20 protein-coding genes are annotated in these 26,011 nt (G+C 53.6%); 9 read left to right on the top strand and 11 right to left on the bottom strand.

Annotated features, from left to right (window positions below):
- Window positions 1-11: 11 nt before the first annotated feature.
- Together D6851_RS05035 and paoA are read right to left on the bottom strand one after the other, a co-directional pair.
- The gene (locus D6851_RS05035; RefSeq protein ID WP_120323783.1) at window positions 12-962 is read right to left on the bottom strand and encodes an FAD binding domain-containing protein; all 951 of its coding nucleotides are present in this window, start codon (window positions 960-962) and stop codon (window positions 12-14) included.
- Entirely contained in the window at window positions 959-1,615 is a 657-nt protein-coding gene (gene paoA / locus D6851_RS05030) for an aldehyde dehydrogenase iron-sulfur subunit PaoA (RefSeq protein WP_120323782.1), read from the bottom strand. Before paoA ends, D6851_RS05035 begins: the two co-directional genes overlap by 4 nt.
- Before the next feature lie 235 nt (window positions 1,616-1,850).
- Here paoA and D6851_RS05025 point away from each other — a divergent pair, with 235 nt between their 5' ends.
- The 4 genes from D6851_RS05025 (at window position 1,851) to D6851_RS05010 (ending at window position 7,487) form a co-directional block, all read left to right on the top strand.
- Complete coding sequence (locus tag D6851_RS05025) at window positions 1,851-2,474, top strand: DsbA family protein (protein WP_120323781.1); 624 nt, start codon at window positions 1,851-1,853, stop codon at window positions 2,472-2,474.
- A gap of 71 nt (window positions 2,475-2,545) precedes the next feature.
- Window positions 2,546-2,965 (top strand): DUF2946 family protein, encoded by a 420-nt coding sequence (locus D6851_RS05020; protein ID WP_147395433.1) that lies wholly within the window; start codon window positions 2,546-2,548, stop codon window positions 2,963-2,965.
- A gap of 111 nt (window positions 2,966-3,076) precedes the next feature.
- The gene (locus D6851_RS05015) at window positions 3,077-5,215 is read left to right on the top strand and encodes a TonB-dependent receptor plug domain-containing protein (RefSeq protein ID WP_238473946.1); all 2,139 of its coding nucleotides are present in this window, start codon (window positions 3,077-3,079) and stop codon (window positions 5,213-5,215) included.
- A 196-nt stretch (window positions 5,216-5,411) separates the two neighbouring features.
- On the top strand, window positions 5,412-7,487 hold the full coding sequence (locus D6851_RS05010; protein ID WP_183029991.1) for a TonB-dependent receptor: 2,076 nt from the start codon (window positions 5,412-5,414) through the stop codon (window positions 7,485-7,487).
- Between the two features lie 84 nt (window positions 7,488-7,571).
- On the opposite strand, the gene D6851_RS05005 is transcribed toward D6851_RS05010, so the two are convergent.
- From D6851_RS05005 to D6851_RS04990, 4 genes are all read right to left on the bottom strand, one after another.
- Entirely contained in the window at window positions 7,572-8,192 is a 621-nt protein-coding gene (locus tag D6851_RS05005; RefSeq protein WP_120323778.1) for a nuclear transport factor 2 family protein, read from the bottom strand.
- 126 nt (window positions 8,193-8,318) lie between these two features.
- Window positions 8,319-8,873 carry a dCTP deaminase gene (gene dcd, locus D6851_RS05000; protein ID WP_120323777.1) on the bottom strand — a complete coding sequence of 185 codons (555 nt, stop codon included), beginning with the start codon at window positions 8,871-8,873 and terminating at the stop codon, window positions 8,319-8,321.
- 56 nt (window positions 8,874-8,929) lie between these two features.
- A complete protein-coding gene (putA, locus tag D6851_RS04995; protein ID WP_120323776.1) occupies window positions 8,930-12,049 on the bottom strand; it encodes a bifunctional proline dehydrogenase/L-glutamate gamma-semialdehyde dehydrogenase PutA in 3,120 nt (1,039 codons plus the stop codon).
- A gap of 134 nt (window positions 12,050-12,183) precedes the next feature.
- Entirely contained in the window at window positions 12,184-13,014 is an 831-nt protein-coding gene (locus D6851_RS04990) for a CmcJ/NvfI family oxidoreductase (protein ID WP_120323775.1), read from the bottom strand.
- A 138-nt stretch (window positions 13,015-13,152) separates the two neighbouring features.
- On the opposite strand from D6851_RS04990, the gene D6851_RS04985 reads away from it, so the two are divergent.
- On the top strand, window positions 13,153-13,884 hold the full coding sequence (locus D6851_RS04985; RefSeq protein WP_120323774.1) for an Nmad3 family putative nucleotide modification protein: 732 nt from the start codon (window positions 13,153-13,155) through the stop codon (window positions 13,882-13,884).
- A gap of 7 nt (window positions 13,885-13,891) precedes the next feature.
- Here D6851_RS04985 and D6851_RS04980 read toward each other — a convergent pair whose 3' ends face one another.
- Complete coding sequence (locus tag D6851_RS04980; protein WP_120323773.1) at window positions 13,892-14,539, bottom strand: YitT family protein; 648 nt, start codon at window positions 14,537-14,539, stop codon at window positions 13,892-13,894.
- Between the two features lie 250 nt (window positions 14,540-14,789).
- Between D6851_RS04980 and D6851_RS04975 the strand changes: the two genes are divergently transcribed.
- Window positions 14,790-16,022, top strand: coding sequence for an MFS transporter (locus D6851_RS04975; protein WP_120323772.1), 1,233 nt, complete (start codon window positions 14,790-14,792; stop codon window positions 16,020-16,022).
- Window positions 16,023-16,115: 93 nt separating this feature from the next.
- A complete protein-coding gene (locus D6851_RS04970; protein WP_120323771.1) occupies window positions 16,116-18,185 on the top strand; it encodes a TonB-dependent siderophore receptor in 2,070 nt (689 codons plus the stop codon).
- A gap of 83 nt (window positions 18,186-18,268) precedes the next feature.
- On the opposite strand, the gene D6851_RS04965 is transcribed toward D6851_RS04970, so the two are convergent.
- Entirely contained in the window at window positions 18,269-20,254 is a 1,986-nt protein-coding gene (locus D6851_RS04965) for a ribonucleoside-diphosphate reductase subunit alpha (RefSeq protein WP_120323770.1), read from the bottom strand.
- Between the two features lie 590 nt (window positions 20,255-20,844).
- The gene (locus tag D6851_RS04960) at window positions 20,845-21,546 is read right to left on the bottom strand and encodes a 2OG-Fe(II) oxygenase family protein (protein WP_120323769.1); all 702 of its coding nucleotides are present in this window, start codon (window positions 21,544-21,546) and stop codon (window positions 20,845-20,847) included.
- A gap of 454 nt (window positions 21,547-22,000) precedes the next feature.
- Here D6851_RS04960 and D6851_RS04955 point away from each other — a divergent pair, with 454 nt between their 5' ends.
- Entirely contained in the window at window positions 22,001-22,243 is a 243-nt protein-coding gene (locus D6851_RS04955) for a GlsB/YeaQ/YmgE family stress response membrane protein (RefSeq protein WP_120323768.1), read from the top strand.
- A 175-nt stretch (window positions 22,244-22,418) separates the two neighbouring features.
- Window positions 22,419-22,838: a MerC domain-containing protein gene (locus D6851_RS04950; RefSeq protein WP_183029990.1), complete on the top strand. Its 420-nt coding sequence runs from the start codon at window positions 22,419-22,421 to the stop codon at window positions 22,836-22,838.
- Here the strand turns inward: D6851_RS04950 and nadB are convergent.
- Together nadB and D6851_RS04940 are read right to left on the bottom strand one after the other, a co-directional pair.
- The gene (gene nadB, locus D6851_RS04945; protein ID WP_120323766.1) at window positions 22,803-24,401 is read right to left on the bottom strand and encodes an L-aspartate oxidase; all 1,599 of its coding nucleotides are present in this window, start codon (window positions 24,399-24,401) and stop codon (window positions 22,803-22,805) included. The two genes, D6851_RS04950 and nadB, sit on opposite strands and share 36 nt — an antisense overlap.
- A gap of 551 nt (window positions 24,402-24,952) precedes the next feature.
- A complete protein-coding gene (locus D6851_RS04940) occupies window positions 24,953-25,894 on the bottom strand; it encodes an ABC transporter ATP-binding protein (protein WP_120323765.1) in 942 nt (313 codons plus the stop codon).
- Between the last annotated feature and the right edge of the window lie 117 nt (window positions 25,895-26,011).

Below are 26,011 nucleotides of genomic sequence, written 5' to 3'. Positions count from 1 at the left end.
GATGTCCTCCTTCAGCCGCGCGCTTGCTGAAGCACCGCGGCAATTGTGCGTTCGATGAGGGCCAGTTTAAAGCGATTATGCTCCGTGGTCCGGGCCCCTTTGGTAAGCACACGAGCCACAGCAGATGCCCCGTTCGGCAGTTGTGCATCCGCAGCTTCGTCACGCCAAGGTTTCGGAGCGATCCCACCTACCGCCACACGTCCGGTACCATCTGGCTGCACCACAGCCGCAACAGAAACCAGCGCAAAAGCATAGGATCGGCGATCGCGAACTTTGTGATAAAAATGGCGACCGCCCAGCGGTTTGGGTAAGGTGACAGCAGTAATCAGCTCTCCCTTATCCAGCACATTGTCTTTGTCGGGACTGTCACCGGGCAGGCGATGGAAATCAGCTATCGGTATAGTCCGTTCGGTACCGTCAGGCCGCGCGGTCTCGACAGTGGCATCAAGTACCCGCAGAGCCACAGCCATATCGCCGGGATAGGTGGCAATACAGGCATCGCTGACCCCCATAATACCAAGCTGACGGCTATAACCCTCTTTCGCCGAACATCCTTCACCCGGCTGACGTTTGTTGCAAGGCATATTCGTGTCATAAAAATAGGGACAACGCGTACGCTGCAGAAGATTGCCACCTGTCGACGCCTTATTGCGGAGCTGGCCCGATGCCCCTGCTACAATAGCCCGCGTCAGCACACCATAGTCACGCCGCACGCGCCGATCGCTGGCAAGATCGGTGTTACTGACCAGTGCGCCGATTCTGAGGCCGCCTTCTTCGGTTTCTCTGATGTCATCCAAACCAAGGCCATTCACATCGATCAGATGCGTTGGGGTCTCGATTTCAAGCTTCATCAGATCGATAAGATTGGTCCCGCCGGCGATGAATTTCGCTCCCTTACGGGCCATAGCTGCTTTTACAGCCTCTTCGGGGCTTTTCACGCGTTCGTAAGTGAAGCTTTTCATGCAGCATTCCCCGCCATTTCAAGCCCGGCCACATCCGCCATAGCTTCGGCAATGTTGGAATAGGCTCCACAGCGGCAGATATTGCCGCTCATCCGCTCTCGCATCTCCATGTTAGTGAAATCCGGTACGGCGTTGATGTCTTCCGTGACATGACTGGGGACACCTTTGCGAATCTCATCCAGCACCGCCACGGCGGAACAGATCTGGCCCGGCGTGCAATAGCCACATTGATAGCCATCATGCTTCACGAATGCCTCTTGCATCGGGTGCATGTTGTCAGGTTCGCCCAATCCTTCGATCGTCGTAACTTCATCTTCATCATGCATGACCGCAAAGCTGAGGCAGGAATTGATCCGCTCTCCATTTACCATCACGGTACATGCTCCGCACTGACCGTGATCGCAGCCCTTCTTGGTACCGGTCAGGTGCAAATGCTCACGCAAAGTGTCGAGCAGCGTCGTCCGTGTGTCGAGTTCCAGTTCGTAACGCTCTCCATTCACGATTAAATTGAGCTTGTTCATAGCTGGCCCCCTGGAGGATGTATCGCTTTTCGCTTGTGCCGCAACAGGCGGAACCGCGGTCAACGCCGCAGATGCCACGCCACTTGCCAGCACGGAGCGGCGGGACAGGTTGAGAAAACCCTCTCGAGTCATGGATAGGCCCCTTCGATACCAGATGTTCAGACTATTCGGCTTTCAAAGATAACGCATGAAATGGCTCGAGGTTGCATAAGCTTTCAAATTAGCTTTCAATCACAAAGCCTTACCCTGTCGCAGCAATCGAATATGCTTTCGCACCGCCCCCTCATTTTGCAACCGGCGGTCAAGTGGGGCCTCTTCCAGTTCGAGGCATCTTGGCAAAATCGCCTATAACAGCCATGACAGGGTTATGAAAAAGCTGGCTCTTCTCCTTGGCGCCTTGTGCGTACTGTGTTCCTCTCCTGCCGCGATAGCGCAGAGTGATGACGAAGCAGCAGCTATAGCGCGTTTCCGCAATGCCTTACGCGAAGCGCCCCTCGTGCCCAAAGATGCACCGGAAGGTTTCGATGTCACCATTGTCGAATTTTTCGATTATCAATGTGGCTATTGCAAGAAGCAGCATATCGCCTTTCAGCAATTAGCGAAAAGCGATCCCAGAGTTCGGATAGTCTATCGCGACTGGCCCATTTTTGGCGGCGAATCCAATTTTGCAGCGAGGGCCGCCCTTGCTTCCCAATTTCAGGGACGTCACGATGCCTTTCACGATGCGCTGATGCGCCATCCGGGCAAACTTGATCGAGCCGGCATAAAAGCTGCAGCACGCCAAGCCGGGGTGGACTGGGAACGGCTCACGGCCGATATCGCCAAACACGAAAGCAAGATCGAAGCGGTTTTGGCTCAAAGTGACCGGCAGGCTCGTATTCTCGGCTTGCAAGGGACGCCCGGCCTTGTAATCGGCGACTTTTTGGTCCCTGGTGCGCTCGACCTGGATGCCTTGCGCGACGCGGTGGCGGAAGCGCGCTCAGCTTCCTGACTATATTCCGCACTGCTCAACCGGCATGAAATGAGGATGACACGCCGGATACGCGCCCGTATAGCACTTTGATGCCCAAAGCCCGGTCCCTTTGTCAGGCGCATTGTCATCTTGCTGCCATGCTGGTGGCTCTGGCGCTATGCCTGAAAGTTCTGGTTCCAACCGGCTATATGATCGATTCCGGAGACCGTTTTCTGTCTGTCCGGATCTGTGACGGACAGGTCGGCGGCAAAGCGTTGCTCATCAAAGTCCAGACAAATAAAACAGGCCATTCTCATGGCTCTGGAGAAGGCGAGCATACCGACCATGCCGCCACGCATTGCCCTTTCGCAACCATGGCCGTGAGCGGGCTGGAAGCGGATGATCCGTTTTTCTTTGCTATTGCACTGGCTTTCATTCTGGCCCTTGGCTTCGCACCTGTCGTCACACCATGCGTGCGGCGGATAGTTTATGCCAGACCACCCTTGCGCGGCCCTCCTGCCATCATCTGAACGGCCTGCGTCCCGAATGGCGCACGCCCCCTTCTTTCACTTACCGCTCCATCGAGGAGCGGAACTGTATGATGGATGGCTCATATAGTTGGGCCATGATGGATGATGACAATGATCTCATGGAAAATCGCGTTTCGCGCTGCGCTGGCTGCTGGCTGCTGTTCTTTACCAATATTGGCACAGGCTCAGACAGATTCATCTGCCGAAGATGAGGACTCTCTGGGAGCGCGGATCAACATAGCCCTGCCTGACCCAGCCGCCGAGCTAGATCGCAGCGGGTTGGAAAAACAGCAGGCGCGAACGAGCGATACAGCACAATTACTGACACGCATACCCGGGGTCAGCGGCGCGACTGGAGGAGGCATTTCTACGATGCCTGCCATTCGGGGCTTGGGTGAACAGCGTCTGACCATACTGGTCGATGGCCAGACAATTGATGCAGCCTGTCCCAATGATATGAATTCCCCTCTTTCCTATACTGATCCGCAAACTCTCTCTTCAGTCAATGTGCTGACCGGCGTCGCACCTGTCAGTTCAGGAGGTGACAATATTGGTGGCATCATCTCGGTCGAGAGTGCGCCACCACTTTTTTCTGTCTCCGATTCATTGCTGGTCACAGGGAGCGTTTCCACATTTTACCGGTCTAATGGAGATGGATTCGGCGGAGCGGTGAAACTGACTGCAGCGGGACGCAAGCTCAGTGCGAGCTATACCGGCTCTTATACCCGGTCAGAGCAATATGAGGGTGGTGGCAGTGACGAACTCGTCCGCTCAACCGAATATGCCAAGACCGATCACGCGCTGGAACTTGCCTATCAGGCAGGTGCCGGGCTGTTCAGATTGAAAGCCGGTTACCACTTCTCACCGTATGAAGGGTTCCCCAATCAATATATGGACATGACGTCCAATAAGAGCTGGTTCCTCAACGGAAGCTATCGCGGAATTTATGATTGGGGCGATCTCGATCTGGCGATAGCCTATCGCGACACCGATCACGCGATGAACTTTCTCGAAGACAAATTACCTGGCGACATGCCGATGAATACCGAGGTGCATAGCTTCAATACCTCGGCAAAAACCAGCCTGCCGGTCTCAAGCCGCGACACGTTGCGACTGGGTGGGGAATTCCACCATCAGTGGCTCAATGATTACTGGCCGCCTGTAGAAGGCAGCATGATGATGGGGCCTGACGTTTTTCTGAATATCAATGAAGCCACGCGCGACCGCATTAGCCTTTACAGTGAATGGGAGGCGCAATGGAGCGACCGGCTCAAAACCATAGCCGGCATCCGTTATGAACATTTGCGAATGAATACGGGCGATGTACAGCCTTATGGTACGGGTATGATGAATATGGCCGATGCCATGGCAGCCGACGCTTTCAACTCCGTTGGGCACAAGCGCCATGACAATAACTGGAACGCCTCCATACTGCTAACCTATGCCATGAATGACTGGGCGGTGCTTGAACTGGGCTATGCCCATAAAACACGCTCGCCGAATATTTATGAACGCTACACATGGGGCCGCGGCTCTATGGCAAGCCGAATGATCGGCTGGTATGGTGACGGCAATGGCTATGTCGGCAATCTGGATCTCAAACCCGAACGCGCCGATACAGTCAGTGCTGCATTGGCATTAGGGAACGACACAAGCGGCTGGCATCTCCGGATTGCACCTTACTATACCCATGTCGACGATTATATCGATACGATCTTTCTGCAAGATCTCACCGATATGATGGGCATGCCAACCGGCTTTGTACAGCTGCAATTCGCCAATCAGGAAGCAGAGTTTTACGGTACAGATCTATCCGGCTCTGTGGATCTTTGGACAGGTAAGGCGCAGGAGAAAACCAGTATTACTGCCTCCGCCTCCTGGCTGCGAGCGAATAATCTGAGTGATGACGGGCCGGTTTATCGCCAGATGCCGCTTCATGCGCTTCTGGGACTGACACACAAGCAGGGCGCGTTGGAACTGGGCGCAGAACTGGAATGGGTCGATGCCAAGACTCGCCTCGATGCTACACGCCATGAGATGAAAACCGGTGATTATGCTCTGATGAATCTTACTGCGGCTTATACAATCGCCGGAATTCGCCTGAGCGTGGAAGCGACCAATCTGTTCGACAAAGCCTATGATTTGCCGATGGGTGGTGTTTCGCTTGGCGATTACGGTGTGACGGGCAATCTGCGCAATATTCCGGGACGCGGCCGCTCAATCAACCTCGGTCTGAGCACAAACTTCTGAAACAAAAGCCCTTTAGGGAGGGTACAAGCCCTCCCTAAAGGGCGCTCTCTGCATCTGACATGCTGCACTGCGCAAAAAGGCTGGACACAAATTTAACTATGAGATAGTGTAACATCTCATCGCGAATTCAAGTCCAGAAAGTCTCTCTATGTTGTCCAAATATGCGTTGCTCTGTGCGGGCGCACTGCTCCCATTTGTGCCAGCCCATGCACAAACTGCCCAGAATACGAATTCCTCCCAGACCTCGCGTGGCACGACCGAAAGCGATGACGATTATCACACGGATATCATCGTGAAGGCGCCCGGCCTTTCCGAACTGAATCTATTGGCCGGCAGGTCGGTAGTGAGCGGCATCGAATTACAGCGCAATCTCGACGGCCAGGTCGGCAATGTTTTGGCCAAGCTCCCGGGTGTTTCGACATCCAGCTTCGCACCGGGTGTTTCACGTCCTGTGTTACGTGGTCTCCAGGGAGATCGTGTTCGCATTATGGTTGATGGGATCGGCCTTAGCGACGCATCAGGCGTGTCCGCCGATCATGGCGTATCTACCGATCCTTTGACGGCCCAGAGCATTGATGTGGTGCGAGGTCCTGCTGTACTCCTCTATGGCAGTTCGGCCATTGGCGGCGCGGTTAATATTCACGACAAGCGCATTCCACGTTCGGTTCCTGATGAACCGGTTCATATTGACGCACTGGCAGGGCTCGACTCAGCATCCGACCTGCGCGAAGGTGGCGCTTCTCTGGATGTACCGGTCAGCAAGGAAATCGCTTTCCATGTAGACGGCTCCTACCGCAAGACAGACGACATTGATATTCCAGGATATGTCCTGGCATCGGGCCTGCGGCAGGATGCGCTGGATGCAGCCGATGCGATCGAAGGCTCCGATCCCGACAAGGCCGCCGAATTACGTGAAACCGCCAATCAGCATGGTACACTGCCGAATAGCGATACGCGGACCTATTCACTTGGCACAGGCCTCGCCTGGGTCGGCGAAAATGGTTCATTGGGCGCTTCTTTCGGCTATTACAATACACGCTACGGCACGCCGGACCGCCCTAGCGTGGATATTGGCGGAGAAGGCGAAGAAGAGGAAGAAGGTCCGGTCCAGATTCATATGCGCCAATACCGCGGTGACCTGAGAGGTTCGCTCAATCTCGCAAGCGGCCCATTTTCCGAAGTCCATACACGCTGGGGATACTCCGACTACAGTCATACCGAATTTGCCAATGGAGAACCGGGCACCACCTTTAACGTAAAAAACCTCGAAGGCAGGCTCGAACTGGTACAACAGCAGGTCGGCGACTGGACCGGTTCGCTAGGCGGGCAATTCGTTCATCGTGACTTCGAAGCCATCGGTGATGAAGCTTTTGTGCCCCCGAGCACAACAGATGAATACGCCCTCTTCACGCTGCAAGAAATTAATAGAGGTCCTGCGCAATTCCAGGGCGGTCTGCGCTACAGCCATACCGATATTGACGTCGATACGCTCAATACGTCGAAAAGCTACGACAACATTTCGGCATCGCTCGGCGCATCCTATGAAATCGCTGACAGTCTGCGGTTGGGTATCAATGGCTCACGCGCGTCGCGTTCTCCCAATGCTGAAGAGTTATTTGCCAATGGCCCGCATGAAGCAACTGAACAATTTGAAATCGGCAGTCAGGACCTGAGCAAGGAAACCGCATGGGGCCTTGAAGGCTATCTGCGCGGCGAAGTAGGCCCGGCTACTGTCAATTTCTCCATCTATAAGAACTGGTTCAAAAACTACGTTTATCTGCAAGGTTCGGATGACATAGAAGATAATCTGCCGGTTTATTACTATCTGCAGCAGGATGCCGACTACTTCGGTCTCGAAGGTGAAGTGACCGTTCCGCTTTATACTACCGAGAGCGGGATGCGCTTCCTGACCGATCTGCGAGGCGACTATATTCGCGCTACGCTGGATGACGGATCCGCGGTACCGCTGATCCCGCCGCTCAGCTTGCTGGGTGCTCTTGAAATGAAGAGTCCGCGCTGGGGAGCGAGAGCCGAAGTCCAGTGGTTCGACGACCAGAATCGTACAGCCGATTATGAAACCCCCACAGATGGGTACACTTTCGTCAATCTCTCAGTTTCGTGGAAGCCGATGCGCGGCAACAACAATGTGACGCTCATGCTGCAAGGCAACAATATTTTCGATGTCGAAGGCCGGATGCATACCAGTGCTACGAAGGATTTCGCACCTCTGAGAGGACGCAATGTTAAGCTGAGTTTGCGTATGAGCATTTAGTGATTGGTGCCGCGCGCGAACCTCCAGTCCCGCGCGGCACACCCCCGGACGAGCCTCGAAGCCCCCCATCGAGGCTCGTCCTTTTTAAGGCTCATCATAATGGAAGGGGGCCACTACCGGCTCGGGATAAGCTTCATAGTTAAAGCTTGGCTGTAGATCCGGCTTCAGCCCATCAACCGACCGCAAGAGCGGTATGCCACCTTTATGCCAGCCCTTGTCATATTCGGCATAAAAATTGATGATGCCATGCAGTTTCGCTATGCGCCATTTGCCATTTTCGCGACTATATTCATTTTCGTAAGTGGCTTCGCCCCAGCGTGCTTCCTTACCTAGCCAGCCGATCATTATGAATGTACGCCACCGGGCCTTGGCAGTGCCGCATTCGCTATTGATATGAATCACAGGCTGAAGCTGCATATGATTGAAAATCACGCCGTAGCCATATTCGGGTAAACGTGTGAGATAAGCTCGCACCCGCTCTCTGCCTACGTAGATACCGCGACCGGCAATTTCCAACGTACCGTCTTCGGCAAAAAGATCGGCGGCTTTGTCCCACATTGCCTTATCCACATAATAGCCATAGGCCGATTGCAGATTCATAAGGTCACGATAGTCCTCGCTTTCTTGCAAGCGGCAAGCCATTCGCCGCTGCTCTGCTTTCAAGACAGCGATTTCCTCGCGTAAAGCGGTGATTTCGGCATGCATATCTCTCTCCCACGCTTTCCAGCTTGTTTCCAGCCAGTATGGAAGCGCACGATCAGAGAGATCAAGCACAATGCAGCACAATATTCACCTGTTACGCAGACAGGTAATCATCCCCTGCTCATGCTTTTAAAGACGAGGAAGCGTAACACCTTTCTGCCCCATATATTTTCCGGCCCTGTCGGCATAACTCGTCTCACAAGGTTCATTCCCCTGCAGGAAAAGAAACTGGCAGGCGCCTTCATTGGCATAGATCTTTGCCGGCAGTGGTGTGGTGTTGGAAAACTCCAGTGTCACATGGCCTTCCCAACCCGGCTCCAGCGGAGTGACGTTCACGATAATGCCGCATCGTGCATAGGTCGATTTCCCCAGGCATATCACCAGTACATCCTTAGGTACGCGAAAATATTCGACCGTCCGCGCCAGCGCAAAACTATTAGGCGGAATGATGCAGACATCCGTCTTCCGGTCGACGAAGCTGTTGGATGCGAAATCCTTTGGGTCCACCACCGCATTATCGACATTGGTAAAGATCTTGAACTCATCAGCCACGCGCGCGTCATACCCGTAGGATGACAGGCCGTAGCTGATACATCCATCCCGCCTTTGTCCTTCAACGAAAGGCTCAATCATTTGTTCGGTGACCGCTTTATCGCGGATCCATTTATCACTCAGAATCGCCATCCGCACGGGATTGCGGATGGCGCTTCTCGGAGCAAGCGGAAAGTTTCTACAAAAGTTCAGGCACCGGCCATCAGACTGGCATTACCGCCTGCAGCCGTGGTGTCGATCGTCGTTACCCGTTCTGTGGCGAAGCGAGCTACATAATGCGGACCGCCGGCTTTGGGGCCAGTGCCGGAAAGGCCTTCCCCCCCAAAAGGCTGGCTCTCTACCACCGCACCGATTTGATTGCGATTAACATAGAAATTACCGACTTTGGCGTGGGCTTCAACAAATTGACGCGTGCCGTCGATACGACTGTGCAGCCCCAGTGTGAGGCCATAGCCTGTCGAATTGATCTCATCGATGATCTTATCGAGTTCAGCCCCCTTGAAGCGCACCACATGCAGGATCGGGCCGAAATTCTCCTTATCCAGATCCTCAATCGAATTGATCTCGATGATGGCGGGCGCAAAGAAGCTACCTTTTTGCAATTCGGGAGCCAGGTCTCGCTGCCAGACACGGAAGCCTCGTTCACGCATATTAGCGACATGGTCATCCAACCCCTGCTTGGCTTCAGCGTCGATCACCGGACCCACATCGGTAGCCAGATCGGCCGGGTCGCCAATCACCTGCGCTTCGAAAGCCCCTTTGATCATCTTCAGCATGGTATCCGCGACATCTTCCTGGAGATAAAGAATACGCAAAGCCGAGCACCGCTGACCCGCGCTCTGGAAGGAAGATGCCACCACATCGCGCGTTACCTGTTCCGGCAGGGCGGAACTGTCCACGATCATGGCGTTCTGTCCACCCGTCTCTGCCACCAATGTCGCAATTGGCCCATCGCGTTCGGCCAGACTGCGATTGATTGCACGAGCCGTATGCGTGGACCCTGTAAAGGCCACGCCCGCAAGACGCGGATCGCTGGTAATCATGCCCCCGACTTCACCTCCGCCGGGCAGCAATTGCAGCACATCATTGGGAATACCTGCTTCGTGCATGACACGTACCGCATGAGCAGCGATGAGCGGGGTCTGTTCTGCGGGCTTGGCAATTACGGTGTTGCCTGCCGCTAATGCGGCAGCAGCCGGACCGACAAAAATAGCCAGTGGGAAATTCCACGGCGAAATAGTTGCAAAGACACCCCGACCGGCAAGACGCAAACGATTTTCTTCACCCGTCGGCCCCGGCAGTGGCATGGGCGACGCAAATTGCATTCGTGCTTCACTGGCATAAAATCTCAGAAAATCGACCGCCTCACGCACCTCCAGAATGCCATCGATAAGTGTTTTGCCGGCTTCCCGACGGCAAAGCGAAATCAGTTCGAGCGTATGCGCTTCGAGATTATTGGCCGCGCTTTCCAGAATATCGGCTCTGGCAAGTCCCCCCACAGCATCCCAGCGCCTTTGAGCATTCACAGCACGGGTAATGGCCAGATCGACATCGTCAGATGTGGGATAAAGGGCAGTCCCTACCACATCATCGGGGTCTTGCGGCGAGATGACATCATGTTCCTCCCCGCCCTCATCGACCAGAACGGTGGGCGTAGCGCTCCACTGATGCGTTTTCATTTCATCCAGCTTCGCAAGAATATCCGCACGGATATTGCGATCCGCCACATCGACTCCGGCACTGTTCAGGCGATTGCCAAAAATCTCAGGTGGCAGCGGGATGGACATATTGCGCATCGGCTGCATCGCATCCAGTTCTTCCATTGGATTACGCGCCAGATCCTCTGCCGGAACAGCAGCATCCGCCATACGGTTAACGAAAGAGCTGTTGGCTCCATTTTCAAGCAGACGGCGCACAAGATAGGCGAGCAAATCCTTGTGTCCGCCCACCGGCGCATAGATACGGACAGGTGTCCGCGGCTCGCCCTTTTTCTTCTCGATTTGCGCGAGAGCGCCATACACTTCTTCACCCATGCCATGAAGGCGCTGGAACTCGAAAGACTGGCCCCGAGCCAGTTCTTTGATTGACCCGATCGTGTAAGCGTTATGCGTGGCGAAGGCAGGAAATATCACATCGTCAGCCCGCAGCAGTTTGGAAGCACAGGCCAAATAGGACACATCGGTTGCTACTTTGGTCGTAAAGACGGGATATTCTTCAAAACCACCGACCTGGCTAGCCTTGATCTCCGTATCCCAATACGCCCCTTTCACCAGACGAACCATCAATTTGCGGTCATGCTTACGCGCAAGCCGGACAACCCAGTCACAGAGGGGAGCAGCTCGTTTCTGATAGGCCTGAATGGCCATGCCGAAGCCTTCCCATTGCGAACCATCATCACGGGTGAAAAGCTCATCATCAGCTGCCAGAGCTTCTATGACATCAAGCTGCAATTCAAGCCGGTCTGCCTCTTCGGCATCGATGGTAAAATGAATATTGGCGTTGCGCGCCGCCACAGCCAGCTCACGAGTAATCGGCACCAGCTTTTCGATGGCCGCCTTCCCATGAAGATAATCATATTTAGGATAGAGCGCCGACAGTTTTACTGAGATGCCATGCGAAGCGACGATACTGTCACCGGCACCTCGTTTCAGCTTTTCGATCGCATCATGGTAAGATACCCGATAGCGCTCCGCATCCTCGAAGGTCATTGCTGCTTCACCGAGCATGTCATAGGAATGCGTCAGGCCCTTCTTGCGCTCCGGCACAGCCCGTTTGAGCCCTTCCTCAATGGTGCGCCCATAGACGAACTGCCCACCCAGAATGCGCATGGCCTGCAAGGTCGCATTACGAATGACTGGCTCACCCAGACGACTCACCGAACGGCGCAAAGCGCTGCCAAGGCCTGCTTCCTTCAGACCCGACCCACGCAGCACTTCGCCCGTCAGCATCAAAGAGAATGTCGCAGCATTAACGAAGCTGGAGCTACTTTCCCCCAGATGCTCCTGCCATTTGGCATCGCCTAACTTATCATGAATCAGCGCATCGAGCGTCTTGGTATCGGGAACACGCAACAAGGCTTCGGCAAGACACATAAGTGCGATGCCTTCCTCAGTACCGAGACCATAAGCGTGAAGAAAGGCATCCAGACCGTCTTCCTTATGATCGCGGGCTCCTTCGATCAGTTTGACGGCCAGTGCCGCGGCCTTTTCATGGGCCTTGCTGGCATCTTTCGCCTGGGCGATCCGCTGCGCATTGCATTCGGGCTCGTCCTGGCGAAAAGCAGAGCGAAGGGCGGTGCGATCGATCATGGGCGGGCTTCCTGAAATATGGGTTAGTCATTAGTCATCTGGCCCCATATCTTTCGGCTTCAACCCCTTGCAAACCTTGGATGAAGTTCGCTCCCTTGCCATGACTTCATGATAAACAAGCCTTTTACAGCCTGTTATTCATACCAATAAGCAAATGTGCGCATCTCCACGCTGGCACGCGGTTCGCTGGTTTCGCCAACAGACGGGTCCGTAAAGGCTGTATGCGGGACATAACGCGCACGCCCTGCATCCGTATCCCATCTCTTGAAAACAAGTACTTCATCGGGCGTCATGCCGGAAAAATAATACCAGCGATGACCTGGCGAATAACGGAAATTCATCGAAGGAAGACGCCAGATGACTTTACCGTCCACATCAAACGCCGCGCTAGCCTCTATCACATCGTCATCCGACACGCTTTGGGCATCACAAATGGTCAGCGGTACATCTATGGGCGGCCCGGAAAAAGTGCGCCAGACATTATGATGCGCGCAGCGTTTCACCTTGCAGTCGGGGCGCGGATTGTTCTCGATCGTCTGCTCTTTAGCCGCGGTGAAATAGGAATCCGAATGAACCAGCCGCGCAGCATAGGAGTTGTTGCGCGTACCCGCTTCTTTCGACCTTTCCCCCCAGCGCAAAATTGGCGGACCTGTCACCAATACCTCGTCAGCCCCCGTAATTTTCTTTACGAAAGCAGCAATCTCATCCGGATGCAGCGCATTGACCCTGTCAGTGTCACGCCAGTCAGTTATAACGGACGGCATTGTAAACAGTTCGAAACCGTTTTGATCGAGTTGCGGTGGTTCGGCGAGACTTCGTGCATCGGTGATCGCAACATCGTGCGCCTCTTTTTGCACTGTATCGAGACTGAGATCATTGGCGTGAAAGCTCTCGATCTGTCCCGTATCTTTCGAATAAAACAATCGCCCTTCAACCGTCCGAGGCTTTGTCAGCATATCAGTCATTAACTCTCTCCCTTTTTGAGAGAGATTGCCGTTTTGCCTGTCCCGAGAAAAGGGCTTTTTTGATGTTGTCTGCTTTTGCACGAGCGGTACAACGCTCGGTCTACCACTTGCTTTGCCGGTGCGAAACGGAGCGGCACGATGAGGATCATTTTCAGCCGCAAAGGTTTTGACAGTGCTTCGGGCGGCGGGCCGTCTCCGATCATCGATGGACGCCCGGTCAGTCTTCCGATCCCGGCCTCCGTGTCCACAGGTGTCAGCTACGCGTCGCTTGGCATGGAAACGATGGTGGAAAACGCCAGCAAGGGCCGCGTATGCGCTGAGATGCCTTGCCACTACGATCCTTTATTCACCTCTCAAGGGACATGTCTTTTCGGACAGGTCGGTGCCGCGCAGACGCATCTCGCCAATCACAAGATACGAACCGGTGACGTATTTCTTTTTTTCGGTCTCTTCCGGGAAAAACAGGAAAAACCGCACCATCGGATCTTTGGCTATCTGCGCATCGAAGAGATTGTGCCCCTGCATGAATGCCCGGAAGAAAAGCTCCGTTTTTTCGCCGATCAGGGGCACCCGCATGCCCTTTCGCCACTGGGCAACAATGACACGATTTATTGTGGACCCGGCACTACTGCAGCGCATGCATCGCCTGCTTTGCGCCTTACGGCACAGGATACGAAACCTAGCCTCTGGGCCATCCCTTCATGGTTGAAACACACGGGACTTTCCTATCATCATAAGCCCGAACGCTGGCTACGCGGCAATCGCCTGCAAAGTGTTGCCCGCGGACAGGAATTTGTCGCCAATATTGGTCGTCGCAAAACCCCGCGCGAGTGGCTGAAAACGATCATTAAGGAGATCGAAGCCACTTAAAGCCAGTTCAGCGATCATCGCGTGCAGTCCGGAAAGGGGGCGATATACCCGAATAAAGCTCCGGTCGGTGCCACAGATAAACAATCGATCCCATAGCCACTGCACCAATGACCGAATAAGCAATGGCAGTCGGACCAAGAAAGCGTATCGAAGCACCGAGAATAAAAATGTCCAAAATAACTTGCGTGCGTCCTGCATTCCATTGCCGGGTGGCCAGCAACCACAATGCAACGATGCCGACGCCACCGACACCAGCCCCATGCCGGGCTATAGCCAACGTGCCAAGACCCAGAATGATTCCGCTCGCAAAAGCTGCCAGTGCAGCGTTGTGGATCGTGAAATCGGCAGTGTGGTCAAACAGAAGTGAAAACCCAGCCACACCTATGCTGACGATCAGCGTTTTAAATGTGAAAGTCATTCCCATTGTGCGCATCGACAAAATGAAGAACGGCACATTGAGCAAGGCGAAAAGAAAGCCCGGTGAAACCGGTAGAAACTGCCCCGCCAGCAGAGCCAGTCCAGCCATTCCGCCAGTCACCAGTCCGGCAGCTTTCAGGATCGCAATACCAAGCGCCAGCATGATGCAGCCAACGGTTAACGCATAAGCATCTTCCAGCCGGGTATGAGGGCGTCCGGTTTCGGGCGACATCGACATTGTAAATTATCCGGTTCCTATGAGCATAATGAACTTACAAGAGAGCAGATTTTTCGACAATAGATTTGTAATTAAATTATACGCGCGCGGCATATTACACTCCGCAGCGGGCAGCAATCATACAGTGGCGGTTGAGTCACGCTCATCGAAGTATCGCACAGACTGGGAATAATCATTGCGAAGCGCATCATCTAAAGAGGACGCTATTTGCGGGCTGTCTCGCATGAGACATTATCGAATGGAGCGAAACATGGCCAAAACAGCCGGTCTCGATCAACTCAATCCAAACACTGAGGGATCAGACCAAAAACCCGCGCATTGGAGCGCCGTCTTTGCGCTCACATTATGTGTGTCCACCCTGATTGCCTCAGAGTTTATGCCGGTCAGCATCCTGACTCCCATCGCTTCCGATCTGCATCTGACTGAAGGTACCGCAGGGCAGGCGATTTCTGTCTCGGGGCTTTTTGCTGTTCTTACTAGCTTATCCATCGCATCTTTGACTCAAGGCATTAATCGCCGGTCATTATTGCTAGGGCTAACCGTATTGATGCTGATTTCCGGCATCCTTGTGGCGCTAGCGCCCAGTTTTCTCATGCTGATGGCAGGCCGTGCGATACTTGGTGTTGTAATAGGCGGTTTCTGGTCGATGTCTGCCGCCACAGTCATGCGTCTGGTTCCCAGCCAGCAAGTGCCACGTGCTTTAGCGATGCTCAATGGCGGCAATGCCCTGGCTACAACAGTCGCCGCCCCGCTCGGCAGCTTCCTTGGCCAGTATATCGGATGGCGCGGTGCTTTTTTTCTGGTCGTGCCGCTCGCTGTTCTGACCTTTGTCTGGCAATGGTTTACCCTTCCTTCGATGCCTTCGGATCGCACCATTCAGGAAAGTAGTGCGCTGGGTGTATTGCGCAAACCCAGCGCAAGGCTCGGTATGACGGCCATCGCCCTTCTATTTGCCGGGCAGTTCGGCTTGTTCACTTATGTGCGACCGTTTCTAGAAAACGTCACTCAATTAAACGTTTCGTGGCTTTCCTTTGTTCTACTACTAATGGGCATTGCAGGCTTGATAGGCACATGGCTGATCGGCCGGATCGTAGCACGCCATCTTTCTTCCATTCTTATTTTGGCACCGCTTGCTCTGGCCGCCATTGCCATCGGCCTGGTGACCGGGGGCACACTAGCAGTCCCCAGTGCAGTACTTATTACGCTCTGGGGACTTATCGGCACAGCACTACCGGTTGCGTGGTGGACATGGCTCGCACAGCGTTTGCCCGATGATGCAGAAGCCGGCGGAGGCCTCATGGTCGCGGTCATTCAGTTATCCATTACTTTAGGTGCAGCTGGCGGTGGCCTGCTCTTCGACGCGGCTGGCTATCAACTAGCCTTTCTGGCCAGTGCTGTGCTGCTGGCGATTTCGTCCGGTGTCGGCTTTCTGGATAAGCTTAACGCCAACCGGCGATACAATGCCTACACCCAAGAAACCTGACACAGAAGATCATCTCACAAAAAATGCAGCCATAATGCTATTGACTTGCATTATGGCTGCATTTAGCGCGCGCCCTGTCCTCAGGGGAAAGCAATGAAAACCTCCACATTACTGTCATTAACCACCGCTATCATATTGATTCCTTCCCAAGCCTTTGCGGAAAGCGCGCCGAGAGACGACATCATCGTTAACGGTATCGTAGAACAGGAAAGCGATACGGCCATCGGCATGCCGTTGACTCTGCGCGAAATTCCCCAATCAGTCACCATTATCGACGAAAAACGGATCAAAGACTTCGCGCTTAACAATATCAACGATGTGATCGACCAGACAGTCGGCGTAAATGTGGAACGCGCCGAAACCGACCGCACCTATTACACGGCGCGCGGTTTTGAAGTGAGCAATTTCGAAGTCGATGGGATCGGCTTGCCACTACTGTTCAATATTCAGTATGGTGATCTCGATACAGCTTTGTTTGAGCGTGTTGAGGTTATCCGGGGCGCAAATGCCCTCAGCAGCGGGATCGGCACACCGGCTGCCACGATAAACTATGTTCGCAAACGCCCGACAGAAGAGTTGCGCAGCAACATATCAGGCCGTTACGGTAAATGGGATCAGTGGCGCGCTGAAGCGGACATTTCTGGGCCTATCAACAGTTCCGGCACATTGGCTGCCCGACTGATTTACGCCCATGATGAAGGCGATTCCTATCTCGATTATCGCCACACCAATCGCAATGTCTATGGCGCAATCCTGTCCTGGAATGCTTCTCCGGATCTCACTGCAACTGTTGGCTATACGCGTCAGGAAAACGATGCAACCGGGGTAATGTGGGGTGCGCTGCCACTGGTTTATGCAGACGGAGGACGGATTGATTATCCTCGGTCCTCATCCAGCTCGCAGGACTGGACCTATTGGGATCAGACCAACCAAAGCGCGTTTGCCGAACTGGCTTATGAGCTCGGCAATGGCTGGGATCTTCGCGGAACCTTCACCTATAATGGCTGGAAAGGCGATGCAAAGCTGCTTTACGGCTATGGTTATCCAGATCGAAACTCTCATGAAGGGATTTTCGGCATGGTGGGTTATTATCCCGACACGAGCGATCAATATCTCGGGGACGTCGTTGCCAGTGGACCATTTACAGCATTTGGCCGTGAGCATGAATTATCGATCGGTCTATCCTCTGCCTATCAGGACTATATAGAGGCACAGGGATTAGGAGCCACAATTCAATATCCTGGCATTCCCGGGATCGACACCTATACAATCGATGAACCGGCCGTCTCCGAAGCTCTGGTTGAAGCCGACACACATGATGAATTGCAGCGCGCCTATGTCGCCATGCATCTTAACCTTTCGGACCGGTTAAAAGTTCTGCTCGGCGCCAGTGCCATGTGGCTAACTACAAGCGGCACATCCTACGGAGAAGATGCGGCACGTGATGAAAGTGCACTCAGCCCCTATTTCGGACTGACCTACGATCTGACGAAAAACATTTCGCTTTATGCAAGCTACACCAATATCTTCAATCCGCAGAATGAAGTAGACGACACACGCCAGCGCCTTGATCCGGTCAAAGGGTCGAGTATCGAAGGTGGTATCAAGAGCGAATGGCTAGACGGACGTCTATATGCAACCGCCGCGCTGTTTAAAGCCAAGCAGAACAATCTTGCTGAAGCGGCCGGACAATTTGCGAATGGCGATACCTATTATGCAGGAGTCGACACAACTTCCAAGGGATTCGAGATCGAAGTCAATGGTCGGATAACGGATCACTGGACATTGAGCGGTGGGTACACCGGTATCGATATCGAAAATGATGTTGGTGAAGATACTCGTATCTATGTGCCGACCAAGTCGCTCAAACTTGCATCCACTTACACCATTCCGGAATTGAACGATCTGCAATTCGGAGCTCAGTTGCGCTGGCAGAATGCTGTCCGTCAGGACGGTATCGGACCCAACGCCGATATTACAGTGTCGCAGGACGATTACGCTGTGCTGGACCTAATGGCGGGTGTAAATGTGGTCGACAATTTGCGGGCTACCGTCAATCTGCGCAATGTCACTAATGCAGATTATCTGGCCAGCCTGATGTGGACGCAGGCGCTTTACGGAGCCCCACGCAGTATCTCCGGATCATTGACTTATACTTTCTGAAATATCTGACTATTGGCCCAACAAAAAGGGGGCCGGAGCGTTCAATCGCTCCGGCTCCCTTTTTTAATCGATGCGATCTACACTTACTGGCAGGCAAGACATTCTTCATAATCGGTCTGTTCTGCCGCGTTGAATTCGTATTTGGCAGCTTCAGGCGTATTGTCCGCTTCCACACCTCCGGCAAAACCGGCGCGCTGCACACTCTTCGAGCGCAGATAATAAAGCGATTTAATGCCTTTTTCCCATGCTTGGAAATGCAGCATGGCCAGATCCCATTTATCGACATCAGCCGGAATGAAGAGGTTAAGGCTCTGCGCCTGATCGATAAAGGGCGTACGGTCCCCTGCAAATTCGAGCAACCAGCGCTGATCGATTTCAAAACTGGTCTTGAACACAGCCTTTTCTTCAGGCGAGAGAAAGTCGAGATGTTGTACTGAACCACCCTTTTCAAGGATTGAGTTCCACACATTCGTGGAATCCTTGCTCTTCTCCTTGAGAATTTTCTCCAGATACGGGTTTTTCACAATGAAACTGCCTGACAGCGTTTTGTGCGTATAGATATTAGCCGGAATGGGCTCGATACAGGCACTTGTGCCACCACAAATGATGCTGATCGAAGCGGTTGGCGCAATCGCCATTTTGCAGGAGAAACGTTCCATCATGCCCATATCTTCGGCATCGGGACATGGACCACGTTCCTTGGCGAGCATCATCGAGGCTTCATTGGCTTTGGCATTGATGTGTTTGAACATCTTCAGGTTCCATGCCTTCGCCATGGCGGTTTCGAAGCCGATCCGTTTGGACTGAAGGAAGGAATGGAAGCCCATCACACCCATACCAACAGACCGTTCGCGCGATGCGGAATACTTGGCGCGCGCCATTTCTGTTGGAGCGCGATCGATAAAGTCCTGCAAGACATTATCGAGGAAGCGCATAATGTCCTCAATAAACTGCTTATCCGTATTCCACTCATCCCAGCGCTCCAGATTGAGTGAAGACAGGCAGCATACAGCTGTACGGTCATTACCGAGATGATCGAAACCGGTCGGCAAGGTGATTTCCGAACATAGATTGGAAGTCGAAACCTTGAGCCCCAAATCACGATGATGCCTGGGCATCATACGATTCACCGTATCGGAAAAGACGATATAGGGCTCACCGGTGGCGAGACGCACTTCAAGCAGCTTCTGAAACAACGAACGCGCATGCACTTTACCGCGCACAGAACCATCCCGCGGGCTTCTCAGTTCGAAATCCGTGCCGGCCCGAACCGCTTCCATAAATTCATCGGTCACCAGCACACCGTGATGCAGGTTCAGCGCCTTGCGGTTAAAATCGCCGCTGGTCTTACGAATTTCGAGGAACTCCTCGATTTCCGGATGCGAGATATCGATATAGCAGGCCGCTGAACCGCGACGCAGCGAACCCTGGCTGATGGCCAGCGTCAGACTGTCCATAACGCGCACGAAAGGAATGATACCACTGGTCTTGCCATTGAGACCCACCGGCTCGCCGATGCCACGCACATTGCCCCAATAGGTGCCAATGCCACCGCCCCGTGAGGCCAGCCAGACATTCTCGTTCCAGGTATTGACGATCCCTTCAAGACTATCCTCAACCGAGTTCAGATAGCAGCTGATCGGCAAACCCCGATTGGTGCCGCCATTGGAAAGTACCGGTGTTGCCGGCATGAACCAGAGACTGGAAATATAGTCATACAGGCGCTGCGCATGCTCGGCATCGTCCGCATAGGCATCAGCGACACGGGCAAAAAGATCTTGATAGGATTCACCTGGAAGCAAGTAACGATCCGTCAGTGTTTCCTTACCGAATTCGGTCAGCAGCGCATCGCGAGACGTATCGGTTTTCACATCAAAGCGTCGCGGATTGATTGTCTTGGAATCCGGCTTGGCCGCCGCGTTATCCTCAGACGCTACAGCAGGCTTGGCTTCAGCCTTGCTTGCTTCAAAGTCCGCTTCAGGCGTCGTTACTGCCGGTTCCTTTTCCACCACAGCACTATCCAGATCGTCGAGGTTCATCGCCGCCTTATCTCCAGTCGTGAAATCCATGCTCAAAGCCCCGCTATCGTTGCGATGGCACTACCTAAAAAGTGCCGGAATCAGTATTGCCGCGCCGGGGCGAAGCAGCTCTCATACCAAGCGAACGGCAGCTCAAAAGGGAAACTTATCCCCGGCTTTTGCCCGTCCAGCTGTTGGCCTTTGCTTCACCACGACCCGAATCCGTGAGCCGTCTTGCACCAAAGCGAGACAGTTCGGAAACTCAGTATTGTGGGGCCATCACATTGCCCTACCACTACAGATAGTGGTTCAACACGAGTCTCCTGACAAGGGGCAATTCGTCCTGCCTGACGTGCAGAACGGTGTTTAGGTGCTGGTGATATATTCACATAATACACGCGACGCAGGAGGTCCGCTGGCTTTACGATCTGCGCAAGAGGAAAAACCGTTCTGAAGAAAAAAAGATTGTTCACTTTCGATGTTACCGCGGTGTGAATCTTTCGATAAAATTTCAGCAATTTTTTGGCGTCGGAAAGATCGTTTGCGTCACTGTGATTCACCGACTTTATGATGTGTTCAATATGTAAAAAGACGGTATCCGGAAGCCCGAACACCGTCTTTGACATCAAATCAACAGAAGGTCAGGCTTCCGCCCACCGCCGGATCAGTTGATGGTATATGGCCGTGAGACGACCGACTTGATCATCCTTACGACCTCGTTCGGCTGTCAGACTCTGGATCGCCCGATCCAGCTCATACAATGTCCGCCGTGCAGCACTGTCCCCAACCAGCGACTGCATCCAGAAAAAACAGGCCAATCGGTTCCCCGATACGACCGGAGCCATGCGGCGGAAGCTACCAGGCGCAAAAATCAGCATATGCCCAGCAGGTAAACGATAGCCTGCCTGCGCAAAACGGCCGGATAATTGCAATTCACCTCCTTCATAATCTGCCGGATCGGACAAAAATAGCATCGCCGCCATATCCGGCCGAAACGGCGCCCCCGTCTCCGGATGACATTGCGGCACTTTGCTCATTTGTCGTGTCAGCCTATCCCCATCTGACGAAATCTCGAAAGAAGGCGGGGTAACGGAATGGGGCAATACGGAGGATAGGAAACCGGAATGATCCATTAGCGCCGCTGTGATTTCCGCCTGTGCGGCCTGCCTCGCCCGACTACAAGCGGTTATATCCCGACCCGGTGCATCCGTTTCATAGCCTGCCATGCGCACGCTTTCGCTGAGTCTGGCAGCCATATCGGGAGTTAGAACATCCTGCAGTTTCACAACCATGGAATCCCCCAGCCATGTAGGAGAAGGAAGCTGTTTTAGGGGTTCGGACATTGGCGGGTCAGGTCTGGCGAGCGACATTGCCAGACCCAACCCACCCAATCCGCCGCAACCGTGCCGCCCCGAACAACCTCGCCCGCAATGGGAGTGGAACGGGCGCTGGAACAGGACTGGAGGGCAGACATCGGTTCCCCTCACTGGCGGATCCTCCGCTCGCCGACCAGCCGGACAACCGCGAAGGATGGGTCGGCTAGGTCAATCATGGCCACCGGTGGCCGGCGAAGCGAAGCTGTGATTTTCATATATTCCCTTACTTCGTGTAAAACGGTTATTGCGACGCATTTGCAATTCGTCAACTGCTTTTTTAAAGGGATTTGTCCACAAGCGATCAACCGCCCGAAGACTTCGATGCATCGAAGCTACAAAAGCTAAGCAACCAGTCGGAGTGTTCATGCTTTTCAGGCATTATTTACACAGACATGGAAAACCAAACCGGAGGAAACGCTTAATGCTAAATGTTTTTAGTGCCATTCTGGCCGGTCTGCTGATCGGAGGGCTCGCTCGACTCTTTTATCCCGGCAATGTCGATATGGACTGGATATCAACAATCCTGCTCGGCATTGGCGGATCGCTTTTCGCCGGACTATTCACTTCACGCGGCAGTCGGGATTTCAATCAGGCTGGTTGCCTTGCATCGATAGTTGGCGCGATGGCGCTGATCCTGATCGGCCGGGCACTGGGAATCGGATGATATAGGCAGCTGCCTTCGACACAAAAACTGGCATGCGCAGCACAGTCCCGCGGACATATGCCAGCACAGTTCATAAAATTTTTCGGGAAAGACCTTTTGCCCTTTTTATCACATCTTATCTATGTGATGTTATATCATACATCATTGAGAGTTTACCATGCCTTCAGGATATGCCTTGAGAAGCAGAAAACAGGTCACCGATATTGTCGAGAGCACTGCCCTGACTGCCTCATTCCTGTGCCTGATCCACTGTCTTGCCCTCCCGCTTTTATTGCTCATACTGCCTGGTATTCTTGGTGTTTTCGCGGCCTCCGAAGGATTCCATCTGGCAGCATTCCTGTTGGTCGCTCCGGCCGCTTTTATCGCTTTCTGGCTCGGCTATCGCCGGCATGGCGCCATAGTTCCCGCTCTGACGGGTCTAGCAGGCGTCATTTGCCTCGCCGCCGCTCTATTGCCTCGGCTACATGACTGGGAGACTCTGATCACCGTAGCAGGGAGCCTTTTACTGGTTACAGGCCATATCTGGAACTGGCGCAAGCGCCGGGAAACGCATTGCCAGTCAGGGAACCAGCACAGTATCGCGCGGCGCCATTGAAGATTGCGGGTAATCCAGTGTGAAATGTAGCCCGCGGCTTTCATGCCGCTTTAAAGCACTCCGGACAATCAGATCGGCGCATTGCAACAAATTACGTAATTCAATGAGATCAGTGGTGACACGGAAATGCCCATAATAATCTTCGATCTCGTCGGTCAGCAGTTTGATCCGATGTGCCGCACGTTCCAGCCGTTTGGTGGTGCGCACGATCCCGACATAATTCCACATAAAGCGGCGGATCTCGGTCCAGTTCTGCTTGATAACCACTTCCTCGTCGGAATCGGTCACACGGCTTTCATCCCATTCGCGGATCGGAGGAGGAGAATCGAGCGTCTCCCAACACGCAAGAATGTCCCGCGCGGCCGCTTCACCAAAAACAAAACATTCAAGCAAAGAATTCGAGGCAAGACGGTTAGCGCCATGCAGACCACTTTCAGTACATTCGCCTGCAGCCCATAGTCCTGGCAAATCGGTGCGAGCGTTAAGATCGATCAGAATGCCACCGCAAGTGTAATGCTGCGCCGGCACGACCGGAATCGGCTCTCTCGTCATATCGATACCGAGCCCGAGCAACTTTTCATGAATAGTCGGGAAGTGCTCCTTCACGAATTCGGGTGGCTGATGGCTTATATCGAGGTGAACGTAATCAAGGCCAAGACGCTTGATTTCATGATCGATAGCACGTGCAACGATATCTCTTGGAGCAAGCTCAGCACGGTCATCGAAATAGGGCATGAAGCGCTCTCCCGTTTCGGGAATCTTCAGTTGACCGCCTTCACCCCGCACCGCCTCCGTTATGAGGAAATTTTTGACTTCGAGATTATAGAGACAAGTCGGATGGAACTGCATCATTTCCATATTGGACACACGTGCGCCGGCCCGCCAGGCCATCGCGATACCGTCCCCTGTCGCCCCGCGCGGAGCGGTAGAGAAACGATAGACCCGCCCCGCACCACCTGATGCCATAATCGTCGCCCGCCCGGTATAGGCCTGCACCTTTCCGGTTGCAGCATCCAGCGCATAGACGCCCCAGACCCGGCCAGATCCTGAGTAACGCTTCTCATGCTGGCCATTAATCAGATCAATACAGGTATGGTCGGGCAGCAGAGTGATATTGGGATTTTCCTCCGCCGCTTTGAGCAGTGCCGTCTGCACCGCCCAACCGGTCGCATCGTTGACATGGACAATACGACGATGTGAATGACCGCCTTCCCGGGTCAAATGAAGATTGCTGCCCTCAGTGTTGAAAGGCACACCCAATTCCACAAGCCCTTCAATCGCATGAGGTGCTCGCTCAATCACAAATTCCACCGTCTCCCGGCGATTAAGCCCGGCCCCGGCATCCATCGTATCTGCGATATGATTTTCGAATGTGTCCCCGGTATCGAGAACTGCAGCGATGCCGCCCTGAGCCCAGGCTGTCGACCCGCTGGTCAGCTTGCCTTTCGCCAGAACCAGAACTTTCAGTTTCGCAGCAAGCGCCAGAGCAGCGGTAAGCCCGGCGGCACCCGAACCGATAACAATAACATCATAAGACGATGTTTCGTGACTGTTTGTGTCCATTAAGCGCTCATGCCGCGCCAATCGGTCAGCCGCAAGCATCCTGTCGATTCATCATACGCCTCTTGCGCCGATTCCTTTTTTGCCGCAAATTTTGCAGCGCACCATTGATGATGAGTCGCCAGCTCGGAAATCGATCGACAGGCAAGACCTAACAAAGTGCTGAAGCCTCACTTTTTCGCACTTTTGCCGAAGGAGTGCCATATATGACACCCAAGCCGCTCTCTCCGCTGCTTTGCAGCATGGACAAGCACGACCCTGAACCGGGAAGTGAATATAAAGAAAATCTGCAACGCAGGGCACAGTGCCGCCACTGCGACAGTCCCATTCATCTCGACCATCAAGGGCACTGGATAGCCGACAAACCCAAGACGGGCAGGACTTCCGGCTGGCACCGCCTATTTTGCATCTTGAATCGTCACACACCCGCCAACCATGCCGCTAAATGGAATGGTAAAACCTATGTCAGTCGCTGTGCATTCTGTGAGGCCCCCATCATTCGCAAACGCCATAAAGTATGGCGTTTGCTCCGAGATAGAGACCGATAGCCAACTTCAGATCGCGTTATTTTCGCTGGTAAGCTTTACAAAGACATCTTCCAGATCAGCTTCGCGAGTAGAAACGTCCTTGATTCGGAAGCCCTCATCCTGAATGAGCCCCATCACCTGCCCTGCAGTGATCTCGTCCTTGTTATAAGCAATCTCAAGTATCCGGTCACCCTGTTTATCACAACGCAGAAAGGCCGGGCTTTGCGGAATGATCTCGATGTCCTGATCGACTGTCAGCACAATGATTTTCTCCCGCATCATGCCCACCAATTCGCGTGTCGGTTTGTTCGTTATCAACTCGCCATGATTGATAATCGCAATCCGTTCACACAGTTCTTCGGCTTCCTCCAGATAATGCGTGGTGAGAACCACTGTGACACCCTCAGCATTGAGCTCGCCCACCAGTTCCCAGAGCTGGCGGCGCAACTCCACATCTACACCGGCAGTAGGCTCGTCCAGAACAAGAATAGGCGGTGAATGGACCATAGCTTTGGCAATCAGCAGACGGCGCTTCATCCCCCCCGAAAGCGATCTTGCATAGGCATCACGCTTGTCAGCCAGATGGACAGCCCGCAATAGTTCCTCTGAGCGACGCAGCGCTTTGGGAACACCGTACATGCCGCCCTGATTTTCCAGAACCTCAAAGGGAGTAAAGAAAGGGTCGAACACGATTTCCTGAGGGACAATGCCAATACTGGCTTTGGCATTACGCTGATTGCGATCGATATCGTGCCCCCAGATTGAGACTTCACCAGAGGTTTTCATGACCAGTCCGGCCAAAATGTTGATGAGGGTAGATTTGCCCGCGCCATTCGGCCCCAGCAATCCGAAAACACCGCCTTGCGGCACATCGAAGCTGACGCCTTTCAACGCCTTCTTCGGTGGCGACTGCCCTTCTCCGGCATATTCCTTGACGAGATTACGGATCGAGATTGCTGCTTCGCTCATGAGGGCGTCTCTAGGCTTCCAAGTCAGTTTCGCCAAGCACCTCTTAATTGCAACACGCCATTCTCGTTCACACGAAAAATATTCACCAGCTCAGCCGCGGTTCATAACACGCCTCAC

The sequence above is a fragment of the Altericroceibacterium spongiae genome (genome assembly GCF_003610805.1).
Classification (GTDB): Bacteria; Pseudomonadota; Alphaproteobacteria; order Sphingomonadales; family Sphingomonadaceae; genus Altericroceibacterium; species Altericroceibacterium spongiae.
This window is presented reverse-complemented; position numbering and strand designations above follow the sequence as displayed.